A 25,517-nucleotide genomic window follows, 5' to 3' on the forward strand; every position below is an offset into this window, starting at 1 on the left:
AAGTCGCTCAGGCCCTGCTGGAGCAGGATCCCGCCTGTTGCAGCCCGACTGACGGGCAGGTGTTGACATGGATCTGTCTTACGTGCTCATAATCTTCCCAAAACACTATCTGCATGATGCAGATTCTGAGAGGGGAAGATGGATGACGACTCGTCTCCTCGGAATCACCGGAACCGCGCTGTTCACCCTCGTCTGGCTCGTCGAAGGCGCGATCAGGCCGGGGTACGACCCGATGCGCGACTGGATCAGCGAACTGGCCTTATCCAGCCGGGGCTGGATCCAGATCGCGAGCTTCGTGCTCAGCGGGCTGCTGATCGCCGCGTTCGGCCAGGCGCTGCGCCGTACGGTCGGAGGCTGGGGTCCGCGGCTGATCACGGTCGCCGGAGCAGCGCTGGTCCTGGCGGGCGTCTTCGTGATCGATCCGGGTCTGTACAACCCCGAGGGAACAACGGCAGGCAGCACCTGGCACGGCATCCTGCACAACATTCTCGGTCCGATCGCGGTGTTGTCCGTCGCGGCGGCCGCACTCGCCCTCTCTCGGCGGTTCCACCGCGTCCACGGCCTGGCCAGCGGGATCGGAGTGATCGTGTTCTGGGTGGTCGCGGGCGTGCTCAACGGTCTGGACTACGCGGGGGTATGGTCACCCGCGCCCGCCGGGCTGTTCCAGCGCCTGGCCATGCTGACCGGCTTCACCTACCTGGCCGTACTCGCCTGGCGGCAGGGGAGAAAGGACTACTCACAGGGATGAGGCATGCCGTACGGGAAATTTCTTCCGGCGGATGTCGAAAGCGGCGGGGGTCATTCGAGGAGGTGCTGAGAGGGCGGAACGAAGGGAGATGGTCATGACCACCAAGAAGTTGCTGGTGTGGGGAGTGGTCGCCGGGCCGTTCTATGTGGTGTTGTCGCTCACGCAGGCGCTGACCCGGAAGGGGTTCGACCTGGCTCGGCACGAGTGGAGCCTGCTCGCCAACGGGGATCTCGGGTGGATCCAGACGGGCAACCTCGCGCTCACTGGGGCGATGGTCGTCGCCTTCGCGATCGGAGTACGGCGGGCCTGGGCGGCCACCTGGGGGCCGGCCTTCCTCGGCGCGTACGGAGTGGGGATGGTCGCGGCGGGGATCTTCGTGGCCGATCCGCGACTGGGGTTCCCCATGGGGACTCCCGAAGGGTCGCTTTCGTGGCATGGCGTGCTGCACATGGTGACCGGTGGAATCGGGTTCCTGAGCCTCGTCGCGGCCTGCTTGGTGGTCGCGCGACGGTTCGGGCGCGGAGGCCGGCGGGGATGGACGGTCTTCTCGCTCGTCACCGGGATCGCCTTCCTCGCCGGGTTCGCGGGGATCGCCTCCGGCAGTGGGAGCGTCGCGCTGAACCTGGGGTTCACCGCGGCGATCCTGCTCGCCTGGACCTGGATGTCCGCCCTGGCGCTGCACCTGTATCGCACGCGGTAGAAAACCTCGACCCGATGGGAGATCACGATGCGTTACCTGTCACTGCTCAAGTCCCGGCGCGCCACCACTCCACCGCCGCCCGAGCTCATGAAGGAGATCATGAAGCTGGGTGAGCAGGCCGCCGAGGCGGGCGTCCTGCTGGACACCGGTGGCCTGGCGCCGAGCGAGTACGGCGCGCGGATGGCCGTCACCGAAGGCAAGCTCACGGTCACCGATGGCCCGTTCACCGAGACCAAGGAAATGATCAGCTATGCGATCTACGAGGTCCGGTCCAAGGAGGAGGTGGTGGAGTGGTCGTCGCGGTTCATGAAGCTGCACAGGGACCTGTGGCCCGAGTGGGAAGGTGAAGGTGAGGTCCTGCAGATCTTCACCGCTTGATACCCGTGGCCGCCACCGATCCGACCCGTGTGGTGGAGGCGGTGTGGCGGATCGAGTCGGCATGGATCGTCGCCGGGCTCACCAGGATGGTCGGCGACGTCGGCACCGCCGAGGAGCTCGCCCAGGACGCCCTGGTGGCCGCGCTCGAGCAGTGGCCGCGCGACGGCGTGCCGGACAACCCCGGCGGGTGGCTCATGCTGACCGCCAAGCACCGCGCCGTCGACCTGCTGCGCCGCCGTACCACCTATGAGCGCAAGCTCGCCCAGGTCGGCCGCGAGCTGGAGACCAGGCCCGAGCCGGATCTGGACGCGGAGCTCGACGACCGCATCGGCGACGACCTGCTCCGCCTGATCTTCATGGCCTGCCATCCTGTGCTGTCCACCGAGTCGTGCGTGGCGCTCACGCTGCGGCTGTTCGGCGGCCTGACGACGGCCGAGATCGCGCGGGCGTTCCTGGCCGCCGAGCCGGCCGTGGCCCAGCGGATCGTGCGGGCGAAGCGGTCACTGGCCGGCGTGCCGATCGAGCTCCCTGTCCCGGGCGAGATGCGGGTACAGCTGGCGTCCGTGCTCGAGGTCATCTATCTGATCTTCAACGAGGGCTACTCGGCCACCGCCGGCGAGGACTGGATCCGGCCGCCGCTGTGTGAGGAGGCGTTGCGGCTGGGACGGATCCTGCAAGGGCTCATGCCGGGTGAGTCCGAAGTGCACGGCCTGGCCGCGCTCATGGAGATCCAGGCCTCCAGGATCAGGGCCAGGACCGGCCCCGCCGGCGAGCCCGTTCTCCTTGCCGAGCAGGACCGCAGGCGGTGGGACCGGCTCCTGGTCCGCCGCGGCCTGGCCGCGCTCGACCGGGTCGAGGCCGTCGGCCCGTACGCGGTCCAGGCCGCCATCGCCTCCTGCCACGCTCGCGCACGCCGCTACGACGAGACCGACTGGCCCAGGATCGCGGCGCTCTATCAGGTGCTCGTGGAGATCGCACCGTCCCCGGTGGTGGAGCTGAACCGGGCGGTCGCGGTCGCCATGGCGTACGGCCCGGCCAAGGGCCTGGAACTGGTCGACCTCCTGGCCGGGAGCGGGGCGTTGAAGGGGTATCCGCAGTTGCCCGCCGTACAGGGTGATCTGCTGGAGAAGCTCGGACGGCGGGACGAGGCGCGCGAAGCGTTCGCCGAGGCTGCCCGCCTCACCCGCAACGCCGCGGAACGCACCCTCTTCAACACCCGGATCACTCCGGATCTCACGTGCCCGGTGGTCGGACGGGGATCACTGCCGTAACGGTGTCCGCACTGCTGTGGCGCTCGACGTTGAGCAGTGCTTCATCGAAGACGGCAAGTACGGCATCTCCTATGAGAAGCGCCCAGGTCTCAACGGCGATCCCCCGTACGGCCGGACCACTGGGCGAGACGGCCCTCCAACTCTGCGGCGTGGGCGCCGTTCCCCCGGCGGGGGAACGACCGCGTCCTCATCGCGCTCGTCGGCTCGCCGCTCCCGCACCTGCGGACCGGTGCAGGAGGTAGGTAGAACCGCAGGGTGCACACCCCCGGAACAGTCGCTCGGTCAGCGCCGGTCGCACGCCACGAAGCCGGTGGCTGCTCGACTGGTCTGCGGCCGCTGTGGACTCAGGCGCTGCTCACCTGTCCATACGCGACCAAGAAGCAGCCCCGTGCGTGAACCAGAGACAAGGGACAGTGCCTGCCGTACACCCCAAGGGCGGGAAAGCTCAGCGCGGATGCGGCGAAGGACGGACAAAGGCCGATCGCAGGAAGGTGACCAAACGTGACGACCGAGACGCGCGGACAGGCGGGTGATCACGAGCTCGTCGCCCGATTCCGGCTGGATGCGGAGGAGTTCACGGCCGTCTACGACCGCTACTTCCAGCAGGTGTACACGTACGCGGCCGGACGGCTGGACGTTCAGGCGGGCGAAGACATCGCGGCGGAGACGTTCTGCCTGGCCTTCCGCGACCGTGACCGCTTCGACCCCGCCCGTGGCGGGCTGCGGCCGTGGTTGTTCGGGATCGCGACGAACCTGGTGGCCCGCCACCGGCGCAAGGAGGCGCGCCACTATCGGGCGCTGGCCAGGGCGGGCGCCGAGCCGCCTGCCGACAGCCACGAGGGCAGGGTGGTCGACGTGGTGGCGGCGCGCGGCATGCGCCCCGGGTTGGCCAGTGCCCTGGCCGCGCTAAACCAGGGCGAGCGCGACGTGGTGACACTGGTCAGCCTGGCCGACCTGACCCACCAAGAGGTGGCCGAGGCGCTCGGCATCTCCTATGGCACCGTCGGCTCCCGCCTGAGCCGCGCGCGCAAGAAGATCCACGAGATGATGGGACAACAGGCATGAATGACCTGGACGAGATCCGTACCTTGCTCGCCAAGCCGGCGCCGTCGCCCGACGTCGTCACCCGGCGCCGCCGGCAGCTCCGCAACAGCATGGGGCAGCGTCCTTTCCGGCGAAAGGCCCCGTGGATCCTGGTCCCTGCCGCGGTCGCGGCCGTTGCCGCCGGCCTGGTGATCGCGCCCGGCCGGTTCGGGAACGCCCCACCACCGATGACGAGCGCCCGCGACGTCCTGCTGGTCGCCGCCACCACCGCGGCACGCACTCACGAAGAGCCGGGAAAGTACTGGCACGTCACCGTCACTCAGAATGGACAGCAGCGCGAGGAATACTGGTACCAGCGTGACGGTCAGTTGTGGATCAAGGGCGAAGGGCTGAAGGGTGAGGGCAAGCTCACCAAGCTCATCAGCAAGCCTGAGCCGTTCGCCATCGGGCCGCTGCGGATGACGTTCGACGAACTACGGCAGTTGCCCGCAGACGAGAACGCCCTGTATACCCAGCTGCGCTCGGCGGTCGCCGACAGCCACCTGCGCACGAGCGCGGGCCCGCTGAGCGACGCCCAAGAGGACGGCGCCGCCACGGAAACGCTGATCTCGTTGATCAGTGAGGCGCCCGTATCCCCCGAGGTCCGTGCCGGTGCCTACCGGGCGCTTGCCGCACGACCGGGCGTCCAGGACCTCGGCGATGCCGACGGCGGACGACGCCTGCAGGTGCAGGTCACCGACGGCACCGACACCATAGTCGTCGACCCGAACACCGCGCATGTCCACAACACGTCGTCCTGGGTGCCACTTACCGGAGGAATCATGTCCAGCGACGGCAACGTGACCATCGACACCGAATGGACCGACGACCTGCCCGCCGAATAGCGACCTCCTCTGCCCGTGCCCCCGACGGACGCGAATGTCGGGGGCACGGGCAGGTCCGGCGAAGTGCCTGTGTGACAACCCCGATCAAGGGCTGTGGTCGGGGACCTTAGGGTCTAACCGGATCGCGGCGCCCACCACATCTGCCACGCGGCAGATGTGGTGTCCAGGCTCGACGCCGACGCGGCCGCGCTCGTGCGTGCTCTGCGTACGGCGGGCGTGTGCGGGTCAGGGGATGCGTACCGCGGTTGGCTGGAGGTTGTTGCGGCGTTCCCGGAGGTGGGCCCAGCCCATGAGGCCGAACAGGACGGCGAGCAGGACAGCGGAGGAGCCGGCGGTGCCAAGGTCGAGGCCGCCCTTGGCGGTCGGCTTGGTGAGGAGGTCACCGGCGGTGGCGCCGAAGGGCCGCGTCAGGACGAACGCGAGCCAGAACAGCAGCACGTTGGGCACGGCGGGGACGTACTTCAGGGCCAGGAGCAGGACCAGCAGAGCGGTGACGAGTGCCACCCCTCCGCCGTAGCCGAGGCCTGAGCTGTCGGAGAGGAAGTCGCCCATGGAGGTGCCGAGCGTGTTGGAGACGAGGATCGCCGACCAGAAGAGGGTTTCGCCGCGGAAGGTGTCGATGTCGCCGATCGCGAAGGTCAGCCCGGTGAACTTCCAGATGACGAAGATGGCGATCAGGATCGAGATCAGGATCGACGCGCCGACGGGATAGCCCAGGCCGAGACCCTGCGGACCCCAGCCCAGCGACGTCGCCCCACCGGAGAGGTATTCGGCGCTGGCGTCGCGGTTCATGAAGTCCGACATCGTGGTGCCGGCCATGCTGGTCGACAGGATGACCGTCCAGTAGAAGAACGGGTTGTACCGCTTGGCGGCGAGCTGGATCACCAAGGTGACAACGAAGATCAGGAACAGCCCGATCGTGGTGAGGAAGTAGCCGAGCTTCATCGTCTGGGCGAACAGGTCGCCGGCGGTCTCGCCGAGCGTGGTGGCGGCGACCTTCATGATCCAGAAGGCCAGCGTGACCTCAGGCAGCTTCTTCATCACGTACCTGCCTGCGCCGGCGATGTCCGCCTCGGTGACGACGTCGCGTTTTGTCACTGCTGGCCCCCTCATGTGATCGGTGAACAGCCGTCCCCCGCGCGGCCAGGCCAAAATCTACATGCCTGTAGATGTTGGATGTGGGGAGTCGGCGGCATCGGCGAGTCGCGCTACGCGATCGGAATGTCTCCCAGCGTCACCGACGGCCGTCCGTTCATACTGACGCGTGGCAGACTTGCTTCCATCGATTTGCGGAAGTCGAAAGGGCCGGTCTGGTGGGCGGTGGCGAGCGTCGCGCCGCGGGCGCGCTGGAGGCGGAGGTCATGGCGGTGCTGCAACGGGCGGACGGCCCGTTGAACACCATGCAGGTACGGGATCGGTTGGGCGACGACCTGGCGTACACCACGGTGGTGACGATCCTGTCGCGGATGCACGGCAAGGGGTTGCTCACGCGGGTCAAGTCGGGTCGCGCCTTCTGCTACGCCCCGGTGAGCGATGAACCGGGGCTGGCAGCGCGGCGCATGCACCAGGTGATGGCGGGTGAATCGGACCGGCGCAGCCTGCTCGCCCGGTTCGTCGATTCGCTGTCGGACCACGACGAGCGGCTACTGCGCGACCTGCTGGACGGCCGCGACGACTGAGCGCGGATATCGGGGGCAATGCCGGGATGAACATCGACGCCTGCGTCTCATTGGCCGCATCCATCGTCGCGGCCGGCGCGGCTGCGCCCTTGTCGCGACGGCTGCCGCCTCGCGCGGCCACCTGGACGATCACCATCGCCGGTGTGGTGCTCGCCACGACGGGCATGGCGACGCTGGCACTGCTGGCGACCGGCGGCGTCCTCGAGTCGCCGAGGGTCGCGGCACTGGCGCATGTGTCGGTCCGATTTCTCCGCAGGATGCAGCCGCCCGAGAGCGTGGCGGAGGCGGCCGGGGCGGTCCTGGTGGCCTCGGTGTGCGGGGCGGTGTACGTGCTGGTGCGGCAGGTGCTCGCACTGCGCGCGGCGGCTCGCACCGCCGATGAGCTGCCCGGCTCCGGCCTGGTTTCGCTGATCGAGGACGACGAGACGATCGACGCCTTCGCGCTGCCTGGCCGTCCGGGCCGGATCGTGGTCTCCGCGGGGATGCTGGCCGTACTTGAGCAGAGGGAGCGTGAGGCGCTGATCGCTCATGAACGGGCGCATCTGGACTGCCGTCACCATCTGTTCCGCGCGGCGGTGCGGGTGGCGTCGGCGGCCAACCCCCTGCTGTGGCCGCTGCGGCCTGCGGTGGTCTTCGCCAGCGAACGGTGGGCCGATGAACGCGCCGCGTCGACGGTCGGGGACCGGCACTGCGTCGCCCACGCCATCGCCAAGGCCGCCATCGCCGGTCGCTTCGACAGGGCTTACCCCGCCGCTCTGGGATTCGGCTCCTGGGGCCGCAAACGGCCCGGCCCGGTCCCGCGCCGGGTCCAGGCACTGCTGAAGCCACCGCCGCACAGGAGGCGGCCCGAAATCGCCCTCGCTGTCGCCGGGCTGCTGCTCACGGTCGCGGCCGTTCAGGAGCAGGCCGCGGACCTTCACGAGCTCGTCGACATCGCACAGACGGACAGCCGTCAGATCCAGGCAGCGGGGCATCACCCTGTCACACGGGTTCCGTCTGGCCAGGTTCTGACGACCGACGTACGGTGAACCAAACGATCACCAGGGGCGAGAGGCAGCCGATGCCGAGCGCGCGTTTGGAGATACACCAGCTCAACGTGGGTCAGGGCGACTCCGTGCTGATCATCATTCTTTGACGGTCTTGATGGCTCCGACGGTCTGCCGGCAACCTGGGCATGGGCGGACGCCGTCAGAACGGCGACGCCGCCCGCCAGTCCAAGGATGAGAGCTGTCAGTCGGATGGCCATTCGCCTCCTAAGGGACCGCATTTCCTGACCCGAACTGCTGTGCTCCCTGTCTCTCGAATTTGCGGCTTCGATCGTGAGCGGAGGGAGGGTTTGCCGTTGCAGTCAGCGGCGCCCTGACGTCCGTGCATCTGGATCTTGGGGGCTGACAGCGCACACGTCGAGTGATTCGATGAGCCTCGACGACGATCATGGGGGGCGGCGTGATCCGGATCGAGTTGGGACCGGAAGGGCTGGGGCGAGCGCGGCTGGCGGTGTCGCCGCTCATGGTCGCGGCCAACCTGCTGCACGCACTGGTGTACGACCCTCGGTCGGTCGAGGTCGCGTGGCGGGCCCGGGCCAGGGAAGCGCTGCGCGAGCACGGGCTCGAACTGCTCGCGGTGCTGGGCGGCGGCGGGCCGTACGGGTACGCGCCTGATTTCGTGCGGCCGGTACCGCTCACCTTCGATCCCACCCTGGATGCGGAACTGCACCAGGTCGCCACCACCCCGGCCGAGCGGGTCCGTTACGAGGTTACCGGCGCGCTCGGCGGCCGCTCCTGGGATCCACTGCGCGTCGACCCGGGCGCCCGGCTCCTGCAGGAGACGCTCCGGCAGGGGGAGGACCGGCTCGCGCGCCGGGCGGCCGACCAGCTCGACAAGTTCTGGCGGGAGGTCCTGGCGCGGCAGTGGCCACGGCTGGAGGCCGACCTGTACGGCGATGTGGAGGCTCGCGGCACCACCCTGGCCAGGCACGGCGCGATCGGCACCTTCGACCGGCTCGGCCCGAGCCTGTACTGGCGCGACGGCGGTCTCGAGCTGCCGTTCATCTCGCCTACCCGCGAGCGGAAGATCGACGCCGACACCGTGGTCTTCGTCCCAAGCCCGTTTACTCGCCGGGTGAGCATCTGCGCCGACGAGTTCGGGGAGGCTCCGGCCCCCCGGGTCCCAGTGATCATCTATCCGGCGTCCATCGGCGCCTCCGCTTCGCTGACAGGCGAGCTGATCGGCGACACCAGGAGCCGCATCCTGGCCGAGCTCGGCCGGCCGAGCACCACCGGCGAAGTCGCCCGCCGGCTGCACCTCAGCCCCTCGACCGTCTCCTATCACCTGCAGATCCTGCACCGCGCCGGCCTCCTCCAGCGCACCCGTCACTCGCTCGAGGTCCGATACCAGCGACGCTGAACCACCGGCCGGGAGTGCTACGCGTATACCTCATGCGTGGCGCCGGTCCGGCCGCCCTCTCGAGGATGCGATGTATCGCATCGAACGTGGTCGAATCTCTTGGCTTCCGGGCGCCGCGCCTTCCATGATCGGACCTGCTCGCTGCGCCCACCGACCAGAGAGGTCCGGTCCTGTGCACTTCCCAACTCTCGCCCGCAGAACAACGGCCGCCGTCGCGATCTCCACGATCGCCGCCCTCGGCGCCGTGGTCGCCGATCCGATGACCGCCGCGCGCGCCTCCGACACCTGCATCAATGTCGGGAAGCCTTCCCGCCTTTACTACGGGAGCGTCTACGTCGGCTATCTGTCGATGGTGTACTGCTACGGCGCGCGCACGGTCCGCGCCGACTTCACCGCCGACGGCGCGAACATCTATCCCGTCCTGCACGAGGTCACCGCCATTATCGAGCGGTGGTCGGACGGCGCGGTCGCCCGCTCTGCGCCCTCTGACGGCTCGAAGGTCTCCACGGGGTCGCTGAGCATTGACGTGGCTCCCGACCAGACCAAGAAGTGGTTTTCCGCCAGCGCGTCGGTGTGGATGGACACCTGCCGCCCCGAATACATGTGGACCAACGAACACAACTTCGCCAACGGCAACGAGACCCCCTCCGTCTATGACCTGCATTGCGCGGTTTCATAGGCACCCTCGCAAAGACCGCCCCCATCCCCCGGCCTCGTGCTGCCCGGCCAGCCGCCTCACGCCGGTACGGAAGTCCGGGTCCTGGGACAATTCGGCCAGCTCCACCCACGCCTCGATCTGCTCGGGGTCGGGGTCGTCGGGCAGTTCAGGGGTCATCGAGCTCTTGAAGCCCTCCAGGTCGAGACCGCCGAAGGCGTCGTCCAGGAAGTCGCCGATCAGCCGGCGACGCTCCTCCCCAGAAAGCTCGGCCGGCTTGTGCATGAGATCCATCTCCTCAGGGGTGGACCCGCGCCTGGCCACCGCCGTCAGCACCGCCCGCCGCAGGCGCAGCGTGCGGATCGGCACCGCCAGTGCTTCAGCGTGCGCCGCGGCGACCTCGGGCAGCGAGATCTCCCTGTCCACGATCTGCCTGATCGTCGCGAGATCCAGCCCCAGGTCACGCAGCGTCCGCACGAGATCCAGGCGGGCCACGGCGTCGATGTCGTAGCGGCGGTAGCCGGCGCCGGGCTGCGGTCGACCGGCGACACGATCCCGAGATCGGAGTAGAACCTGATGGCCTTGCCCGTCAGCCCGGTCCGCCTGGCCAGATCACCGATCGAATAGAGCGTGCCGCCGTTCATGCCCCCGCTCTCGCGTCTCCCCTTACTGGAGACTCAAGCCCCGACTAGGGCCGGTACACGGTCTGCTTGTCCCCGCAGTAGTCGAACTTGAGCTTGTACGGCTTGCTCACGCAGGCCCAGAACTCGATTTTGCCGGCGGACATATCCCTGGTCTTCTGTTCGACACAGTCCTGGTTCTTGTAGAAATTCATGTACTGGTACCAGTGGCCGTTGTGATGAACCCTGGCCATCGCGTAACGGTGGTCGGTGCTGCGGTCGCAGATCAGAATCCTGTTGCCGCCCTCCAACGCGACCTCGGCCAGGGTGCCGCCATTCTCGTCGGTGAGATAGGCCTCGGGTGTGTTGGACGCGGTAGCGGCCCAAGCAGTGCTGGCGCCGACCGTAGTAAACGCCAGCCCGGCGACAGCGGTGGCGATCAGGAGCTTCTGCATTCCATCCTCCTTCGTTGGTGTCTCGATATAATTGACTACGAGAGTCGCGAAGAAGTTCACGAAAAATGTCATGCCGCTAAGACGGCGCGGGCGCGTTGGGTTCATCGAGTTTGCACAGCATTCTCCAACGCCAGCCGTACCTCAGATCGAGCACAGAGGTCCATCACCGAGTTGAAGCCGGCGCGGCAACGGTCGAGAGCCAGCACTCGAGCCTCGTCGCCCAACTCCGCAAACTGAACAGAGTCTTCGAACCAAGCAATGTCTTCAGCCATCGCCAAGCCATCGACCAAGGGCACACCAAATGCGGTGTCCACCACGAGCAGGCCGTCGAATATCCGCTCGGTCGCATATGACATCGAGTCTATGGAATCGGCTCGGGACCCACAGACCGCGGATTCCACCGCCTGCGCCCAGAGCCACCCTATGTCTTTCAGCTCCAGATCTCCGGCGACACGCTCCACCGTACCCGCACCAATGCGCTTTGACAGGCCAATGAAGATGCTCCTCAGAGCCGCTTCATTCGTGCGCGACTGCGACAGAGCCGAGAAGATTAGCTCCACCCTGTCCGACTCACCCACCATCGTGGCCAATATCGGCGTAGCGCGAACCAAGGAGAGCCACATCCACAACCGGCGACGGGGTACGCTCAGGCGCTCCACCAGGCGTCGCCTCTGGCGCATGAACTCGGGATACAACACTCTTGGCTCGCCTTCGATCATCCAAATCCGACATACTGTCTCATCGATAAGTCGCCAGACCATGGACGCCGTACCGAACCTCAGTGGAACTGGAACACTCTCGTCACAGACAGACGTCATGGAAATAGACCGAGGTCCTGAGACCTCAACACTGAGGGACGTCTCTCCGGAGATCCGATCGAGGCTCATGCTCGCAAGCCGGCGCAAACCATCCTCGGACATCTCGCCTAGAGTCTCGATATTCCACCGTGTTCGAACCAGTCCGGAACCGACACGTTCTACAGGTGGCCAGGACGTGACGGCGATTCGTACGTTGCCGTAGTTCTTCCCGCCAGAGCTCATCGACATATCCTGACCACCCTAGAACTCGAAATCAGAGATGCAAGGTGTCCAAGTGCCGCAGGAAGGGCATCGCCCCGGGCCCGAAGATCACCTCTTCCGGCATGCCTTCACCCGTTGTTCGAGTGATGATGTGCCCCTCTTCCACGAGACGATCATAAGTGCATCTGCACATCCGGAAGATGGAAATTGCTGCCCCATTCCTCACTCCCCCGTTTCTGTCGACACCCCATTGTGCGGCATCGCCGAGGTTCGGATCTCCGCTACCGGAAACGCGATATGTAAACAGTTTTCCAGGCTGTGCAAGCTGCCCACGGTGTGTAGCCGCTCGCGCGGCCTCGGGGCTCAGTCCATGGGCCTCGATGTTAGCGGCATGGGCAGCTGTCGTTCCGTGAGCGAAATCAAGCTCCTCGCCGCAGTTGTGAACCAGCACCGGGACGGATCCGGCCGACGCGTAGAAGGTGTGGGCATCGGCGACGGTGAGGTCGTAGACGGTGGGGTGGTCCTGCTTCGCCGTGGTGCCGACGACCTGGACGGTGGCGCCGTCGGGGGTGCGGAGGTGATCGGCGTTGGTGAGGTGGTCGGCGCGGACCCAGGAGTGGTCCTCGGCGTCCCAGAAGAGGTGGTGTTCGGTGGCGAGGATGGCGCCGGTGGCGTCGCCCTTCTTGCCGTCGGTGTCGACCGTGATCTGGACGAGGCTGAGGTAGCCGACCCCCGAGAAGGCGGCCAGGACCAGCTTCGGGTCCGTCTTACCGGTCACCGGGTCGGTGGCGATGACCTTGTCACCCGGCTTGATCTTCTCGATGGACTTGTAGGTGCCGTCGGCCATCTTGACCTTGGTGCCGGCCGCGAAGCTGTTGCAGCCGGAGCGCGCTCCCGAGGAGGCCCGGGGCCTCGCCGCCGCCTTGGCGGCCGCGCCTTCGCTTGCGGCTGCCGCGTCCTCCGCGGCGCCGCCGCCGAGTTTGCCGAGTGCGGCTCTCGCCTTGCCGGCCGCCTTGCCGATGGCGCTGGTGACGGCCTTGCCCGCGGCCGTGGTGGCGACCTTGCCGAGGGCCGCGGCGGCGAACTTGCCCAGGACTCCGCCCGCCGCGCCGGATACCGCTCCGACTGCCGCCGCGTTGAAGGCGCCCCCTAAGCTCCACTGGTCGCGTGGTGTCGAGACCAGGTAGCCCGCGAGGTTGCCCGCGGCTCCACCGGCGGCGGCGCAGCCGATACTCCCGGCGCCGGCTGTGGCCGCCTCGCATCCGACGGTCACCACGATCGAGACGGTGACGTTGACGATGGTGGCCTTGTGCTGGTTCCAGAAATTCCTGGCCTTGCAGCCGAAGTCCCAGGTCCCGCAGTGCGGCCTGTTGATCGGTGGAGGCGGGGAGGAATTGGAGTTCCCGCCTCCACCGCTGTTACTCGGGCCGGAGGAGTTGCAGGGGTTGCTCGGGATGATGCCGCACTGCCCGCCGTCGCGTGTCAGGCCCGTCGGGTCGGAAGAGTTCACCGGGTTGTTGCCGGCGTAGGCGTAGCCGTTCCAGCTCTGCGGGTCGGCGGCGTCGAAGACGGGGTCGACGGAGATGAACCGGCCGGTCTCGGCGTCGTACTCGCGAGCGCCGAGGTTCGTCAGCGCGGTGCTGGCGTCGATGGTGCCGCCGACGAAGCCCTTCTCCCCCGGCCAGTACACCGGTGGCGAGCCGCGTAATTGCCCGAAGGGGGTGAAGCGGCGGCGGGTGGGCGTCTGCGCGTCGTCGTCGGTGACGGAGGCGTCGGTGGTGCCGTGGTTGTCGGAGGCGAGCCAGGTCACGCCCTTGCTGGTACGGGCGGCGACGAGTTGCCCGCCGTGGCTGTAGTAACGGGTCGCCGACTTGGCGTTGGTGGCCTTGTCGAGCCGGATCTCCATGCCCGCCACGTACAGGGTGGTGGCAGTGGGGTCGCGGCGGATCAGCCGTTCGCCGTTGGCGTCGTAGACGTACGTGCTGACGCCTGAGGGGTCGGTCGACTTGGCGAGACGGCCTTCGACGTCCCATTCCAGGGTCCGGCCGGAGCCGCGCTCGGTGGTGTCGCCGGCGGCGTCGTAGGTGTAGGAGTCGATCTGGCCGTCGCGGTCCCCGCCCTGGTAGCCGACGGAGGTCAGCGTGTGCGGCTGCGGCTTGCCGGCTCCCGCGTAGGTGTAGGTCTTGGTGACGTCGCCCGCCGCCTGGTGGTCGACCTCCTTGGTGCGGTTGCCGACCTTGTCGTAGCTGAAGGACTGCCAGTACGGCGCTGCTCCGCCGACGATGCTCGGCGAAGGTTCGGCGGCGCAGCCGTCGGTGGCCGTCCAGGCCTCCGTCAGACGTTGCAGGTAGTCCTGCCGGAAGCACTGCACGTCGGGCGTCTGCCCGGACGGCGTGTCCGCGATCTTGGTGATGTTGCCGGACGCGTCGTAGCTGTAGTTGGTGTCGGCGACGGAGATGGGCGCGGTCTCACGCTCGTACAGGGAGCGGGTGAGCCGGTTGGTGCCCTCCTCGTAGAAGTTGGTCTCCTTGACCCGCTTGCCGCCGGTCGACAGCGTGATGTCGAGCAGTTGGCCGAGCTTGGAGTACGTACTGGAGGTGACGTACGGGGTCAGGCCACGCGTGCTGGTGGGATTGCCGAGCTCGTCGTAGTCGTAGAGCATCGTCTCGCCGAGCAGTCCCCCGGCGGCCGGGAGCACGGCGCGGCGTACGGTGCCGTCGAGGTTGTACTCGGTGCTCGTGGTGTAGGTGCCTGCCAGGGCGCCCTCGGCGGACGGGATGACGGTCTGCGTCTCGAGGGGCCGGTAGACGTCGTCGAGGCGGGTGACCGCGCTGGTGTAGGCGTCCATGGCGCCGGTGGTGGCGTTCTTGACGTACCGGGTCGAGGCGGTCGGCTGTCCCTTGACGACGGTGCCGTCGAGCAGGGCGTCGTATCTCCACTCGGCGAGCTTGGTGCCGCTCGCCGAAGTGCCCTCGTACTCCGCGGTCTTGCGGCCGAGCACGTCGTAGGTGAGGAAGATGCTCTTGCCGCGCGCGTCGGTGGTGGTCAGCAGCCGGTCGGTCTTGTCGTCGTAGGTGAGCTTCGAGGTGCCCTTGTCGGGGTCGTCGACCTGGACGACCCGGCCGCGCAGGTCATATTTGTACGTCCACGCGTTGCCGTCGGCGTCCTTGATGGACGCGGGCTGCCCGGTGGGCGTGTAGGTGTAGGCGGTGGCGTCGTAGTCCCCGCTCGGGCCGTCACCCTTGTACTGCCTGACCTCGACCAGCTGGCCACGGGCGTTCGTGATCTTCGTTATCGGCGTGGACCCGGCGGGCGGGTCGACGCTGATGCGGTCGCCGCCGTAGGTGGTGCTCGTGCGCCACTGCTCGGTCCCGCGCTTGCGGAAGATCTGCGCGGTCGGCCACTCCATGCCGTTGAAGACAGTGACGTTCTGGCCTGGGACGTCGTCGTCACTGGCGGGAGTCCACAGTGTGGAGCCGGGTGACCCTTCGGCGTAGTACTCCTGGTTGTCCTTGGCGGCCAGGCCGCGCGTGTCGTAGAGCGTGTCGTTGACGACGCGGCCTCCGCCGGGGGCCGGCTGCTGGGTCTGGCGGGCGCGCAGCAGGCCGTCGTAGAGGGCGTATCCGGTGGTGTAGTTCGTCCCGTCGTTGCGGATCGTGGAGGTGGACACCGTGGTCGGCCCGTCCGCGCGGACCTGGTAGCCGAACTTCATGTTCGGTGCGGAGCCGTACGTCGTCCTGGCCCGTCCTGGAAGCCACACGCCGGTCAGCCGGCCGAGCGGGTCGTAGGCCAGGTCGGTGCGTTTGCCGTTGACGTCGACAGTGGCGACGGGGAGTCCCCACGCCGTCTCGACCTCGGTCTTCGTGACGTGGCCTGCCGGGTTGGTCGCCTCCGTGCCGGTGACCAGGCCGGTCGCGGGAAGGTACTTGGTCGTGGTCCTGCCGCCCGAGGCGTCGGTCACGACCTGCGGCCTGCCGTACACGTCGAAGGTGGTGGTGCCGACGGTGACGTACTTCGGCCCGCCGTCCCAGGAGCCGAGCTTCTCCGTCCTGGTGACGTCTCCCTTGGTCGGCGCGACTCCCCAGGCCTGGTTGTCGTAGGACTTGCGCACGTCGGAGGCCACGTCGTCCGGCCGGTTGGGCGTGGCCGCGCACGCCTTGGTGACCGTCTCCACCCGGGATACGTACGAGATCATCCATTTGGCGTCGTCGCGGGCGTAGGTGGTGCGCACGCACTGGTCGTCGCTCGCGGTCGACTCGTCGCCGAGGTCGTCGACCTGGGTGGGCAGGCCGTCGGCGTTGTAGTCGGTGTCGGTCGTGGTGTACCGCCATCCGCCGGACGCCAGGGCGGTGCGGGTGCGCACCTTGTCGACCTCGACGAGGTGCGCGGTGGTCGTCCCCCAGGAGCGCACCCGCTTGGCGGTCTGCCTGGTCCAGTAGCCGGTGACGGTGCCGCTCATGGCGGGGCCGCCGGGGCCGTCGTAGTGGATCTCCTCGCGGGGCCGCCCCTGCAAGGCCTCGGAGTCGTCCAGCGCCGTGCCGTCGGAGTCGGTGACCTTCACCTGGCGGATGCCGCCGCCGGGCAGCTCGTCGCCGTCCATGCCGCGGAAGTAGGTGTACTCGGACTGCGAACGCTGCTCGGGCGCCTCGCCGTGAATGACCCGCACCTTGCCGTAGCCGCGCCACTGCGACCAGGTCTTGTACTTCTCCTTGGTCAGACCGTCGTCGTCATCGTGGTGCCAGGCGCCGCCCCCGAGGTACTCGTAGCTGGTCACCTCGTCGGGCGCGCCGCCGGTGCGGTCGATCGCCCTCACCTGGGTGACGACGTACTTGTGGAACCAGTCGAGCTTCGGCGTGGTCGCGCCCTCGGGCGACCAGTACTGCGGATAGCAGCGGCGGGTGTTGGTGCCGATATCCGGCTTGTCGGCCGCTACGCAGTCCTCGTCGGAGTAGGCCACCGACAGGGACCCGCCGGTCTCGTTGTCGATCGCAGAAACGCGCCACTTGGTGAGCGGCGGGCGTCCTTCGAGCGCGTCGACGCGGTTGGGTTTCTGTACGCCCGCGAACCGCACGGACGGCAGCGAAGCGGATCCGCCGACCTTGCCGGTGTGCCGGATGCCGGCCAGCCACACCGTGGCCGCCGTGCCGTCGCCGGGGTCGCGCATCTCCTGGTCGAGCGTCCAGGTGTCGACGTCCTTGTAGGTGCTGCCGGAGGTCAGGACCTGGGTGGTGACGGCGCCGAGCCGCTTGCGCGTCCAGAAGGTCGGCGCGTAGATGTCGATGCACTTCTCGCCGGCGTCGCAGTTCTGGTCGTACGGGACGTCGGGCCAGTACTTGGCGTTGTCCTTGGTGAACTTGCTCGCCGCGCAGTCGAAGCTCGACGTCGGGACGCAGCGTTCCTTGGTGTCGAAGACGACCCGGGCGGGCGCGGAGGAGGAGTAGACGGCGTCCGAGCGCTGCCCGTAGTCGATGCGGTCGAGGTAGCCGCCGCGGTCGTAGGCCGTCGGGGTGCCGTTCGGGACGCCGTCGGTCAGCGTGGTGACGTCACGCCGGTAGTGGTTGGTCTCCTTGGTGTACCAGAAGGTGCTGACCGTGCCGTGCGGGTCCACGACGTAGTCGAGGTTCCACCGCCAGGCCTGTTTGCACCAGGAGTCGGAGAAGGTGCCCTGGTGGCACGGCTCGCCGTCGTCGTTGCCGAAGACCGGCACCGTCCAGGTGGAGTTGGTCTCCGGCTTGCCGCTGCTCCAGCCGGGCAGGTGGTTCAGGCCGAAGTAGTATCGGGTGCCGTCCGGGGTGGTGACGCGCCAGTGCTCGCCGTCGTTGTCGCCGTTGGCGGCGTCCTTGAGCTTCTCGACCTTGGTGCCGTCGTCGTCCTTCGGCTGCCAGGTGCCGGTCGCGTCGTCCAGGACCAGTTCGGTGGCCTCGCCGTTCAGCGACATCGTGGCATTGCCGTAGCGCCAGCACAGGTCGTTGCGCTTGGGTTTGACGCCGTCGTCGGCGCAGTCCTTGTATCTGCGCTCGATGAAGCCCGGCCAGTAGTCGAATCCTTCGCCGACCCAGGACGCCTGGTTGTTGGTGGCGACGGTCCGGCCGTCGATGGCGCTCGAGGAGTAGGCGAACCCGATGTTGGGGGTCGGGCCGCCCGGGGTGGGCGGCAGACGCAGCGGGTACGACCAGGAGAACGCGCCGCTCTGGTTGCTCACGCTCCAGGTCGCCGAGGGGGACAGCGAGGTCGCCGTGTATGTGCCCGCAGAACCGGATGGTGCGGCCTCGGCGGCCAGCGTCGTGGCGCCCGCGGCGGCGAGGTCGACGTCGGCGGCCAGCCGTCCCGTCTTGACGTCGTTACGTGTGGGCAGCGGTGTCCGGGTTTGACATTGGGGCAGGTCCGGGGTGGTGGCCGCGCACGCGGGGAGCTGGACCAGGCGCAGCCGCGAGCCCCAGTCACCGCCGTACGCGTACCGGAAGACCGAGTAGTCGACCTCGACCGCCAGGCGGCGTGCCGTATCGCCCGCCGTCCCCTCGGGGGTCAGCTGGAGGCCCAGCCCGGCGATTCGCGACCGGTCGGCGGTGCCGCCGTCCAGCACGCGCACCTGGACGGCGGGCGTCGGCGCGGTGGAAGCGGCGGCGTCGGCCTGGGCCGGCGAGCCGACCCACACGGGTAACTGTCCGGCACGTACCTTCGCCCGCCCGGCCGACGCCTGGTCCGCGGCGGCGGCCGTGACTGGCCGCACCTCCGCCGTGCCCGGCTGCGGCCAGGTCACGGCGGGGGCGCCCTTGAGGTCGAACTTCGCCCCCGGGTCAGCCGGTGCGGGCCGTGCCCCGCTCTCGTGACCGGGCACTGGGTGCTGCCGCTGGGCGCTGTGCCATTTCGGATCGCCGGCCGCCTGCGCCTCCCGCACGGGTACGGCCAGCGACGCCGGCACCACGACCGCCAGCATCCCGGCGACCCGAACCCAGCCTCGCCATGAACCGAGCACGACCAACCTCCGGATTAACGTCGATGAACGGGGACAGGGCCGTGCTCACCCATCCAGAGGGAGGCCCATGGCGAGGTTGACGATCTGCCCGTCGGTGAGAGCCCCGGCGTAGGTGCGGACGTCGTCCACGTCGCCGGCGAAGTAGTCGACGTACGCGCCCTTGTACCTGGCCCGGCCGATCTGCAGCCCACCGCCCGCGTGCCAGCCGGTCCACGGCCGCACGTCGACGAGCTGGCCGTTGACGTAGAGCCGGACCACCTTGGCGACCTCGTCGTACACCCCGGCGAGGTGCGTCCAGGCGTTGAGCGCCGAGCAGTCGACCGCGGAGGCCGATTTGGTCTGCGTCATGACCTCGGAGTCGGTGTCGTTGCTGGTCGTCGAGAACGACCAGCGGTAGACCTTGGCGCCGTTCTCGGTGAACCACCGGTAGCCGAGGTAGAAGCCGCTGTTCCTGGTGCCGTCCTGGCTGACGGCGGTCAGGTTGTGGTCGGGCAGGACGCAGGTGTCGTCGCCGTTGAGGCGCACCCAGGCGGCCACGGTGTAGCTGTGGTCGGTGCGTACGGGGGGCGACGCGGTGGCCGCGTACGCCGTGGTGCCGTCGAGGCTGAGCACGCCCGTGCCGTTGACGCCGTCGCCCGACCAGCCGGCGTTCCCGGCGAGCGTCGCGGTCCTGCCGTGGCCGGAGGCGTCGGCGGCGGTGCCGCCGGTCCCCTCGTCGAAGGTCCAGTGGCCGAGCTCGGCCGGTGGCTGCTTGGCCATGGCCGCGATCTCGTTGCCGAGCGACGGGTCGTTGACGGTGCGCGGATCGTCGGACAGGATCCGGTTCCAGGCCCTGACCTCGTCGATGTCGCCGGGGAAGTTCTCCAGGAAGTCACCGCCGTACCTGACGCGCCCGATCTGCAGCGGGCCGGTGGCATCCCATGGCGCGCCGGTGACGGTGCCGGGGGTGGACTGCCTGGTGCCGTTCACGTAGAGCCGGAGCTGCCTGGCCGGCGCGTCGTACACCCCGACGAGGTGCGTCCAGACGTTGAGCTGCGGTTCGGTGTCCCCGATGGCCCGGAAGACCGTGGGATTGGCGCTGTCGGCGTCGTACTTGTTGAAGATCCAGCGCTTGTACGACGAGGAGTAGTAGAGCGAGAAGCCCGAGCCCAGGTTCCCGGACTGGCTCACCACGGTGGCGTTCCTGGCGTTGGAGGCGAGGCGCACCCAAGCCGAGACCGACATGCCCCGGTCGGTGTGCACCACGGGCCCGCTCGTGGCGCCGTATCCCGTGGTCCCGTCGAGGTGGAGCGCCCCGTTCACCCTGCCGCCCGTCCACTCGGTGCCCGCGTCCAGCGTCACCGGATGCTGCGTCGCGGCGGAGTCGGCGGCGGTGCTGCCGGAGGTCTCGTCCAGATGCCACTGCCCGACCGGATCGGCGCCGGCCTTGACGTAGAAGCTGTAGGCGGTGGGGGTCTTGCCGACGTTGCCCGCCTTGTCCACCGGATACACGTACAGCGTGTTGAGCCAGTCGTGCCGGGGCGCGACCTGGACCGCCACCGAGCTCTGGCCCGGCGCGATGGTCACCTGGGTCGCCGTAGTGGCGAGGCTCGGGTCGTCGAGGGCGTATCTGAAGCTCGTCACGTCGGTCTCGCCGTCCCCGGAGGCGAGGGTGAACGTGCCCGCGGACCCGACGCCGCCCTGCCAGTCGTCCGGGGTGTTCGCGGGATAGTCGGCCGAGGTGACCTTGGGCAGCGTCGCCGGGTCCACCGTGTCGACCGTGAACTCGCACCAACCGCTCCACGCGCTGGCGTCGGTGCCGTCGTAGGCCCGCACCTTGTAGGAGTAGGTCTGGCCGGTGACCAGGCCGGACAGCGTGATCGAGTGGTCGGTCGGCGTCGTCGCGTACGTGTAGGCGGTCTTGCCGCCGCCGGGCAGCGAGGAGGTGATGCTCTCCCACTGGGCGGTGGTGGCGTTGTAGTGGTTCATCTCGAACTCGGCCCGCACTCCGTCGTTCGCCTTGTCCGGGTCGTAGATCTTCGCCTTGAGCTTGATCGGGTTCGCGGCGTCACCGGCGTTGATGTACGGGCGGTTCGGCCCCGTCACGCATGGCGTGCCCGGGTCGGTGCCCACTCCCGAGGGCGCGGCGGGCGGCGTGTTGTAGTCGATCACGAGCTTCGGTGAGCTGCTGAAACCCTTCCAGCCCCACACACTGCGCGCCTCGTCGTCGTAGTCCCTCAGCCCGAAGGTGGTGTTCGGCCAGCCGTTCCTGGCGGCCTTCACGATCGTGCCCGTCACGTCGAACTCGATGCCCTTGTCGGGGCAGGAGGAGCTGTAGCCCGCGTCGGAGGCGACGCTGCCCAGGTGTTCGGCCCAGGACGGCTGGTGACTCCAGTTGGTGTACTTGGAGATCCCCCCGGTCAGCCACAGCTGCGCGACCTGCGGGTCGGAGGTGCAGCCCCAGGACTTGTTCTGCGTGATGCGGAACGTCGCCTTGAGGATGTGCTTGCCGTTGACGTTGTCGGAGTCCATGCGGAAGAAGGACCGCTTCACCCCGCTGCCGTAGTAGCCGATCTCGGGTGTGTGGCTGGAGTTCCAGTACTCCTGCGAGGGAAAGGCCTTGTCCACGTACGTCCAGGCCAGCTTGGATCCGGACCACTGCGGGTCGATGTAGACCGGGTAGGTGGTGCCGGGACCGGTGAGCACGTTCCTGTCCGGCGTGATCGCGATCCGGTCCTGGGCGACGTCCACGCCCATGACCGCCTGCCGGTTGCCTTGTTCGGGCTCGGCGGTCAGGGACGGCCGCGGCGTCGCGCCCGAGGAGTCCCACATGCGCGGCGGGGGCGAGTGGAACACCTCCGTCCCGGAGTCGGTCACCGCGCTCAGTCCGCCGGTGGCCGTCTTGCGCACCGCCAGCCCGCTGGCCCGCATACCGAAGCCGAGCTTGGCGAGCGCGGGGTTGGCCGCGGCCTCCCTGGTCTTGACCACCAGGACCTCGGAGAAACCGAGCACAGACGCGGTGACCTTGAGGTCGACACCCGGGAGCACGGAACCGTAGGTCGCCGTGCTCCCTTCGAGCACCGGTTTCGGCAGGGTTCCCGGCCAGGTCATCGAGACCGAGCGCCCGTTCTCCCCGATGGAGGCGAGCGGGGCCGTCCCGCCTCCGGAGAAGCCGAGGTCGAGCGGAGTCGCGACAGTGTGCACGGATCCGCCTGGCGCGAAGACCAGGGTCGGGTCGACGTCGGCCCAGCCCGCGCCCCGCCGTACGCGTTCGGGCAGTGCCGAGGTCTCCGAGGTGAACGAGCCGTCGGGGTTGGCGAAGACCTGGCGGTTCTCCGCCCGCAGAGGCAGCACCTCGACCTGCCGCTTCGTGGTCCTGGCCTGGTCCAGGGCTTCCCGCTCGGTGCGGGCGGGGGGATCCTCGGTCGCGGTCGTCGCGCTCGCGGGGCCGTGGACGCCGACGGCGAACGAACCCGCTAACAGGGATAAGGCCACGGTGAAAACGACCCCGCGGGGAGAGCGGCGCATCAAGCCTCCAGAGAACTGCGTGACTGCGTATTCACGGAGTACTCATCGGTTCCGCCCACGCCTTCGGGACGGATGGCGTCCCGATGCGTCCAGACACATCCCCGAGAGTGCCGATGATCTGAATCAGCACCTTTATAGGAAGAATGGGTGCTCAGATCGTCAAACCGCGGGTTGAAGATCGCTCAACCGAGCGCCGTACGGCCGCGCTGTGCGCCTTCCACTTTCGCGGTATACGGGATGACCCCCTTCCGTGCGAGTCCTTGGCGGTCCGGGGGCACATCTCGTAGGTCCATGCCGAGGGGGTAAACCCAGGCGGTACGGCCCGGCACGCGTACCGCCTGGGTTGCAGCGGCCGGGCTGTCCGTGGCGCTACCGGCCGGTCAGCGTCCGCGGGTCTGGAAGACCAGCGTGCCGCCGCTCCGCTGACGACGTTCGACCTCGACGACTACGTCTACAACGCCCTGCGGGTGGGGGCCTCGGGGTTCCTGCTCAAGGACACTCCGCCCGAACGCGTCATCTTTGGGCTTGTCGGCGGGAAAACAAATGGCGAGCGTGATCTCGGCTGGGAGAGACTCGGCGCATGAAGGAGCCGTGGATGCTCGACGAGCTGATGCACGCAGGCCCGGAACACCTCGATCCCGCGTTCGTTGCCGGCTTCGACCGCAAGCAGGGGCACCCCGATCCCTCAGAGGATCTGGCGGTCTTCGCCGCTCACGGCCTGACCGATGACTCGACTGTGGTGGATCTCGGATCCGGGACGGGGCAGTTCGCGCTGGCAGCGGCCGCCCAGTTCGGGCACGTCGTGGCGGTTGACGTTTCGGCTGCCATGGTGGATCGGCTGCGTCAGCGGGCCGCCGAGGCCGCGCTGTCGAATCTCGAATGCGTGCAAGCGGGCTTCTTGAGCTACGAGCCCGCAGGGCCCCCTGTGGACGGCGTGTTTTCGCGCCATGCCCTGCACCAGTTGCCGGACTTCTGGAAGACGCTCGCGTTGGAGCGGATCGCCGGGATGCTGCGGCCCGGCGGGGTGTTGCGGCTCTGCGACCTGATCTATGACTTCCATCCGTCACAGGCGGAGGAGGTGTTCGGGCGCTGGCTGGATGGCGCCGCCGCCGATCCGGCCTCCGGCTACACCCGAGACGACTACGTCGAGCACATCCGCACGGAGTACAGCACCTTCCGGTGGCTGCTGGAGCCGATGCTGACCGCCGCCGGTTTTGAGATCGTGACCGTGAACTTCCGCGGACCGGTGTACGGCGCCTACACCTGCATCAAACGCTGAGCCGGGCTCGCACCGGTCACCCAGCGCCACGTCGGTAGTACGTCAGGAACATGGCGACGCCCGAAGTGATGAGGTCATCCGTGAGACGTGGATCGAGCCTCTCGCCGTAAGCGCTGTGCACGATGTGCGGGTACAGCACCAGCGCGTAGAACTGGATGATCGCGAGTTCCATGTCGGGAACGCGCAGGTCTTCGCGGGCGCCGAGCGCCGCCGCCAGCGGCTCGGCGAAGCGGTCTGGCCCCTGCTCGCGCCAGGCGCGGCCCAGTTCGGGGAAGCGCCGGGCCTCGGCGGTGATCAGCGCGCGCAGGGCGAGGACCTCGGGCTGGGCCAGTCCCTCGACCCAGCCGCGAGCGGTGGCGATCAGGATGTCATGCAGATCTTCGCCGGTCCGCAGACGTTCCCGCATGGTGTGCATGGTCCGGCCGAGTGCCTGTTCGAGCGCCTCGTTCACCACCTCGATGAACAGCTCTTCCTTGCCGGCGAAGTGGTTGTAGACGGTCACCTTCGACACGCCTGCTTCGGCGGCGATGTGGTCCATCCCGGTGCCGAAGCCTTGCTCCAGGAAGAGCTTGTGCGCTGCGCGCACGATGGCTGCCCGTTTGCGTGTTGCGCGCTCTCCCGATGGGGCTCGCCTGGTCGTCGTCGTCACATCGTCATCCTACCTGAACTGTACTGTTGAGTTCATATGAACTGTTCTGTACAGTTCACGTCACTCGGTACGGCCTCGCCGTACGTCCATGCAAGAAAGGGATGCTGGAATGGTCGTTCACGGCGCTGTCGCCGAAGGATTCGACGAGGTCAGAGAGGTGTTCGCGGCCGTCGCCGCGGAGGAGGAGGGACTCGGCGCGCAGCTCGCCGTCAGGCACCACGGCCACCAGGTGGTGGACCTGTGGACCGGGCCGGACATGACCGGCGACTCACTGCTCGCCCTCTACTCCACGGGCAAGGGCGCGGCGCACCTGGTCGTGGCACTGCTGGTGCGGGACGGGACCCTCGACCTCGATCGGCGCGTCGCCGGATACTGGCCGGAGTTCGCCGCCGAGGGCAAAGGTGAGATCACCCTTCGCGATCTGCTGGCGCACCGCGCGGGGCTGATCGGCGTGGAAGGCGGGTTCAGTACGGCCGAGCTGGCCGACGACCGGTTGCTCGCCGAACGGCTGGCCGGGCAGCAGCCCTACTGGCTGCCGGGCAGCGCCTATGGCTACCACGCCTTCGTCATCGGGGCGCTGACCGGCGAGGTGGTGCGCAGGGTGACCGGCCGGTCCATCCAGGAGCTGCACGAGGAGCGAGTCCGCACCCCCTACGGGCTCGACTTCTACCTCGGCCTTCCCGAGGAGCTGGAGCCGCGTTATCTGCCGGTACAGCCCCTTGCGCCGGAGCGGCGACTCGGCCCGGTCCCCCCGGACAGCCTCATGGGCATCGCCTTCAACCAGAACGCCACCCCGCCCACCGACCTGGTGGACTTCGCCAACACCCGTGCCGTGCGGGCGCTCGGTCCCGCCTCGGTCGGCAGCGTGGGCAACGCCCGCGGGGTCGCCACCATGTACGCCGCGGCCATCAGCGAGGTCGACGGCCGGCCACCGCTGCTGGACACGGCGACACTGGCCGAATTCACCAAGCCGCACACACCTGGGGTGGATGTGGTCACCGGCGAGCCCGACCACTTCCTGCTCGGCTTCGAGGCCGTGGGAGTCCGCTACCCGGCGCTGGGCGCGGACGCCTTCGGCCACAGCGGCGCCGTGGGCGCCCAGTCCTTCGCCGACCCCGGCAGCGGGATCGCCTACAGCTACACCCGCCGCCGCTTCACCATCGGCGACGGCGGCGCCGCTCCGGAAAACCACCGCCTGATCGCCGCCGTCATGCGCGCCGGCCGATGACGTCGACGGCACCGCCGTT

19 protein-coding genes are annotated in these 25,517 nt (G+C 68.4%); 12 read left to right on the forward strand and 7 right to left on the reverse strand.

What is annotated here, in order from left to right:
• Positions 1 to 142 precede the first annotated feature (142 nt).
• The 6 genes from KIK09_RS45525 (at position 143) to KIK09_RS45550 (ending at position 5,025) form a co-directional block, all read left to right on the forward strand.
• Complete coding sequence (locus KIK09_RS45525; RefSeq protein WP_214325773.1) at positions 143 to 748, forward strand: DUF998 domain-containing protein; 606 nt, start codon at positions 143 to 145, stop codon at positions 746 to 748.
• A 94-nt stretch (positions 749 to 842) separates the two neighbouring features.
• On the forward strand, positions 843 to 1,448 hold the full coding sequence (locus KIK09_RS45530) for a DUF998 domain-containing protein (protein WP_250574782.1): 606 nt from the start codon (positions 843 to 845) through the stop codon (positions 1,446 to 1,448).
• A gap of 27 nt (positions 1,449 to 1,475) precedes the next feature.
• The gene (locus KIK09_RS45535) at positions 1,476 to 1,826 is read left to right on the forward strand and encodes a YciI family protein (RefSeq protein WP_214325775.1); all 351 of its coding nucleotides are present in this window, start codon (positions 1,476 to 1,478) and stop codon (positions 1,824 to 1,826) included.
• A gap of 5 nt (positions 1,827 to 1,831) precedes the next feature.
• Positions 1,832 to 3,097: an RNA polymerase sigma factor gene (locus KIK09_RS45540; protein WP_214325776.1), complete on the forward strand. Its 1,266-nt coding sequence runs from the start codon at positions 1,832 to 1,834 to the stop codon at positions 3,095 to 3,097.
• A 501-nt stretch (positions 3,098 to 3,598) separates the two neighbouring features.
• Positions 3,599 to 4,162: an RNA polymerase sigma factor gene (locus KIK09_RS45545; protein WP_214325777.1), complete on the forward strand. Its 564-nt coding sequence runs from the start codon at positions 3,599 to 3,601 to the stop codon at positions 4,160 to 4,162.
• A 23-nt stretch (positions 4,163 to 4,185) separates the two neighbouring features.
• Positions 4,186 to 5,025, forward strand: coding sequence for a CU044_5270 family protein (locus tag KIK09_RS45550; protein WP_214325778.1), 840 nt, complete (start codon positions 4,186 to 4,188; stop codon positions 5,023 to 5,025).
• 225 nt (positions 5,026 to 5,250) lie between these two features.
• Here the strand turns inward: KIK09_RS45550 and KIK09_RS45555 are convergent, their stop codons facing one another.
• Positions 5,251 to 6,123, reverse strand: a complete 873-nt coding sequence (locus KIK09_RS45555; protein ID WP_214325779.1) for a COG4705 family protein — start codon at positions 6,121 to 6,123, stop codon at positions 5,251 to 5,253.
• Between the two features lie 215 nt (positions 6,124 to 6,338).
• Between KIK09_RS45555 and KIK09_RS58560 the strand changes: the two genes are divergently transcribed.
• The 4 genes from KIK09_RS58560 to KIK09_RS45575 all read left to right on the forward strand — a co-directional run bounded on the left by KIK09_RS58560 (position 6,339) and on the right by KIK09_RS45575 (position 9,789).
• Positions 6,339 to 6,704, forward strand: coding sequence for a BlaI/MecI/CopY family transcriptional regulator (locus tag KIK09_RS58560; protein WP_308164694.1), 366 nt, complete (start codon positions 6,339 to 6,341; stop codon positions 6,702 to 6,704).
• A gap of 26 nt (positions 6,705 to 6,730) precedes the next feature.
• Entirely contained in the window at positions 6,731 to 7,732 is a 1,002-nt protein-coding gene (locus KIK09_RS45565; RefSeq protein ID WP_214325781.1) for a M56 family metallopeptidase, read from the forward strand.
• A gap of 418 nt (positions 7,733 to 8,150) precedes the next feature.
• Positions 8,151 to 9,110 (forward strand): ArsR/SmtB family transcription factor, encoded by a 960-nt coding sequence (locus tag KIK09_RS45570; protein ID WP_214325782.1) that lies wholly within the window; start codon positions 8,151 to 8,153, stop codon positions 9,108 to 9,110.
• Positions 9,111 to 9,282: 172 nt separating this feature from the next.
• Positions 9,283 to 9,789 carry a hypothetical protein gene (locus KIK09_RS45575; protein WP_214325783.1) on the forward strand — a complete coding sequence of 169 codons (507 nt, stop codon included), beginning with the start codon at positions 9,283 to 9,285 and terminating at the stop codon, positions 9,787 to 9,789.
• Here KIK09_RS45575 and KIK09_RS45580 read toward each other — a convergent pair.
• From KIK09_RS45580 to KIK09_RS45600, 5 genes are all read right to left on the reverse strand, one after another.
• On the reverse strand, positions 9,784 to 10,260 hold the full coding sequence (locus KIK09_RS45580) for a hypothetical protein (RefSeq protein ID WP_308164695.1): 477 nt from the start codon (positions 10,258 to 10,260) through the stop codon (positions 9,784 to 9,786). The two genes, KIK09_RS45575 and KIK09_RS45580, sit on opposite strands and share 6 nt — an antisense overlap.
• Positions 10,261 to 10,453: 193 nt before the next feature.
• Positions 10,454 to 10,840, reverse strand: coding sequence for a hypothetical protein (locus KIK09_RS45585; RefSeq protein WP_214325784.1), 387 nt, complete (start codon positions 10,838 to 10,840; stop codon positions 10,454 to 10,456).
• Between the two features lie 101 nt (positions 10,841 to 10,941).
• Entirely contained in the window at positions 10,942 to 11,559 is a 618-nt protein-coding gene (locus KIK09_RS45590; RefSeq protein WP_214325785.1) for a hypothetical protein, read from the reverse strand.
• Positions 11,560 to 11,911: 352 nt separating this feature from the next.
• Positions 11,912 to 18,835: a polymorphic toxin-type HINT domain-containing protein gene (locus KIK09_RS60350; RefSeq protein WP_214325786.1), complete on the reverse strand. Its 6,924-nt coding sequence runs from the start codon at positions 18,833 to 18,835 to the stop codon at positions 11,912 to 11,914.
• A gap of 45 nt (positions 18,836 to 18,880) precedes the next feature.
• Positions 18,881 to 22,342: a LamG-like jellyroll fold domain-containing protein gene (locus tag KIK09_RS45600; RefSeq protein WP_214325787.1), complete on the reverse strand. Its 3,462-nt coding sequence runs from the start codon at positions 22,340 to 22,342 to the stop codon at positions 18,881 to 18,883.
• Positions 22,343 to 22,937: 595 nt separating this feature from the next.
• Here KIK09_RS45600 and KIK09_RS45605 point away from each other — a divergent pair.
• Positions 22,938 to 23,621: a class I SAM-dependent methyltransferase gene (locus KIK09_RS45605; RefSeq protein ID WP_214325788.1), complete on the forward strand. Its 684-nt coding sequence runs from the start codon at positions 22,938 to 22,940 to the stop codon at positions 23,619 to 23,621.
• 16 nt (positions 23,622 to 23,637) lie between these two features.
• Here KIK09_RS45605 and KIK09_RS60355 read toward each other — a convergent pair whose 3' ends face one another.
• On the reverse strand, positions 23,638 to 24,270 hold the full coding sequence (locus KIK09_RS60355; protein WP_214325789.1) for a TetR/AcrR family transcriptional regulator: 633 nt from the start codon (positions 24,268 to 24,270) through the stop codon (positions 23,638 to 23,640).
• 109 nt (positions 24,271 to 24,379) lie between these two features.
• Between KIK09_RS60355 and KIK09_RS45615 the strand changes: the two genes are divergently transcribed.
• Complete coding sequence (locus tag KIK09_RS45615) at positions 24,380 to 25,498, forward strand: serine hydrolase domain-containing protein (RefSeq protein ID WP_214325790.1); 1,119 nt, start codon at positions 24,380 to 24,382, stop codon at positions 25,496 to 25,498.
• Positions 25,499 to 25,517: the final 19 nt, after the last annotated feature.

Source organism: Nonomuraea sediminis, assembly GCF_018531495.1.
Lineage (GTDB): Bacteria > Actinomycetota > Actinomycetes > Streptosporangiales > Streptosporangiaceae > Nonomuraea > Nonomuraea sediminis.

Coding starts and splice junctions, on each gene's coding strand:
- KIK09_RS45565 (WP_214325781.1), top strand. CDS start 6,731: ATGAACATCGACGCCTGCGTCTCATTGGCCGCATCCATCGTCGCGGCC.
- KIK09_RS45525 (WP_214325773.1), top strand. CDS start 143: ATGACGACTCGTCTCCTCGGAATCACCGGAACCGCGCTGTTCACCCTC.
- KIK09_RS45600 (WP_214325787.1), bottom strand. CDS start 22,342: ATGCGCCGCTCTCCCCGCGGGGTCGTTTTCACCGTGGCCTTATCCCTG.
- KIK09_RS45530 (WP_250574782.1), top strand. CDS start 843: ATGACCACCAAGAAGTTGCTGGTGTGGGGAGTGGTCGCCGGGCCGTTC.
- KIK09_RS45615 (WP_214325790.1), top strand. CDS start 24,380: ATGGTCGTTCACGGCGCTGTCGCCGAAGGATTCGACGAGGTCAGAGAG.
- KIK09_RS45585 (WP_214325784.1), bottom strand. CDS start 10,840: ATGCAGAAGCTCCTGATCGCCACCGCTGTCGCCGGGCTGGCGTTTACT.
- KIK09_RS45535 (WP_214325775.1), top strand. CDS start 1,476: ATGCGTTACCTGTCACTGCTCAAGTCCCGGCGCGCCACCACTCCACCG.
- KIK09_RS45605 (WP_214325788.1), top strand. CDS start 22,938: ATGCTCGACGAGCTGATGCACGCAGGCCCGGAACACCTCGATCCCGCG.
- KIK09_RS45590 (WP_214325785.1), bottom strand. CDS start 11,559: ATGATCGAAGGCGAGCCAAGAGTGTTGTATCCCGAGTTCATGCGCCAG.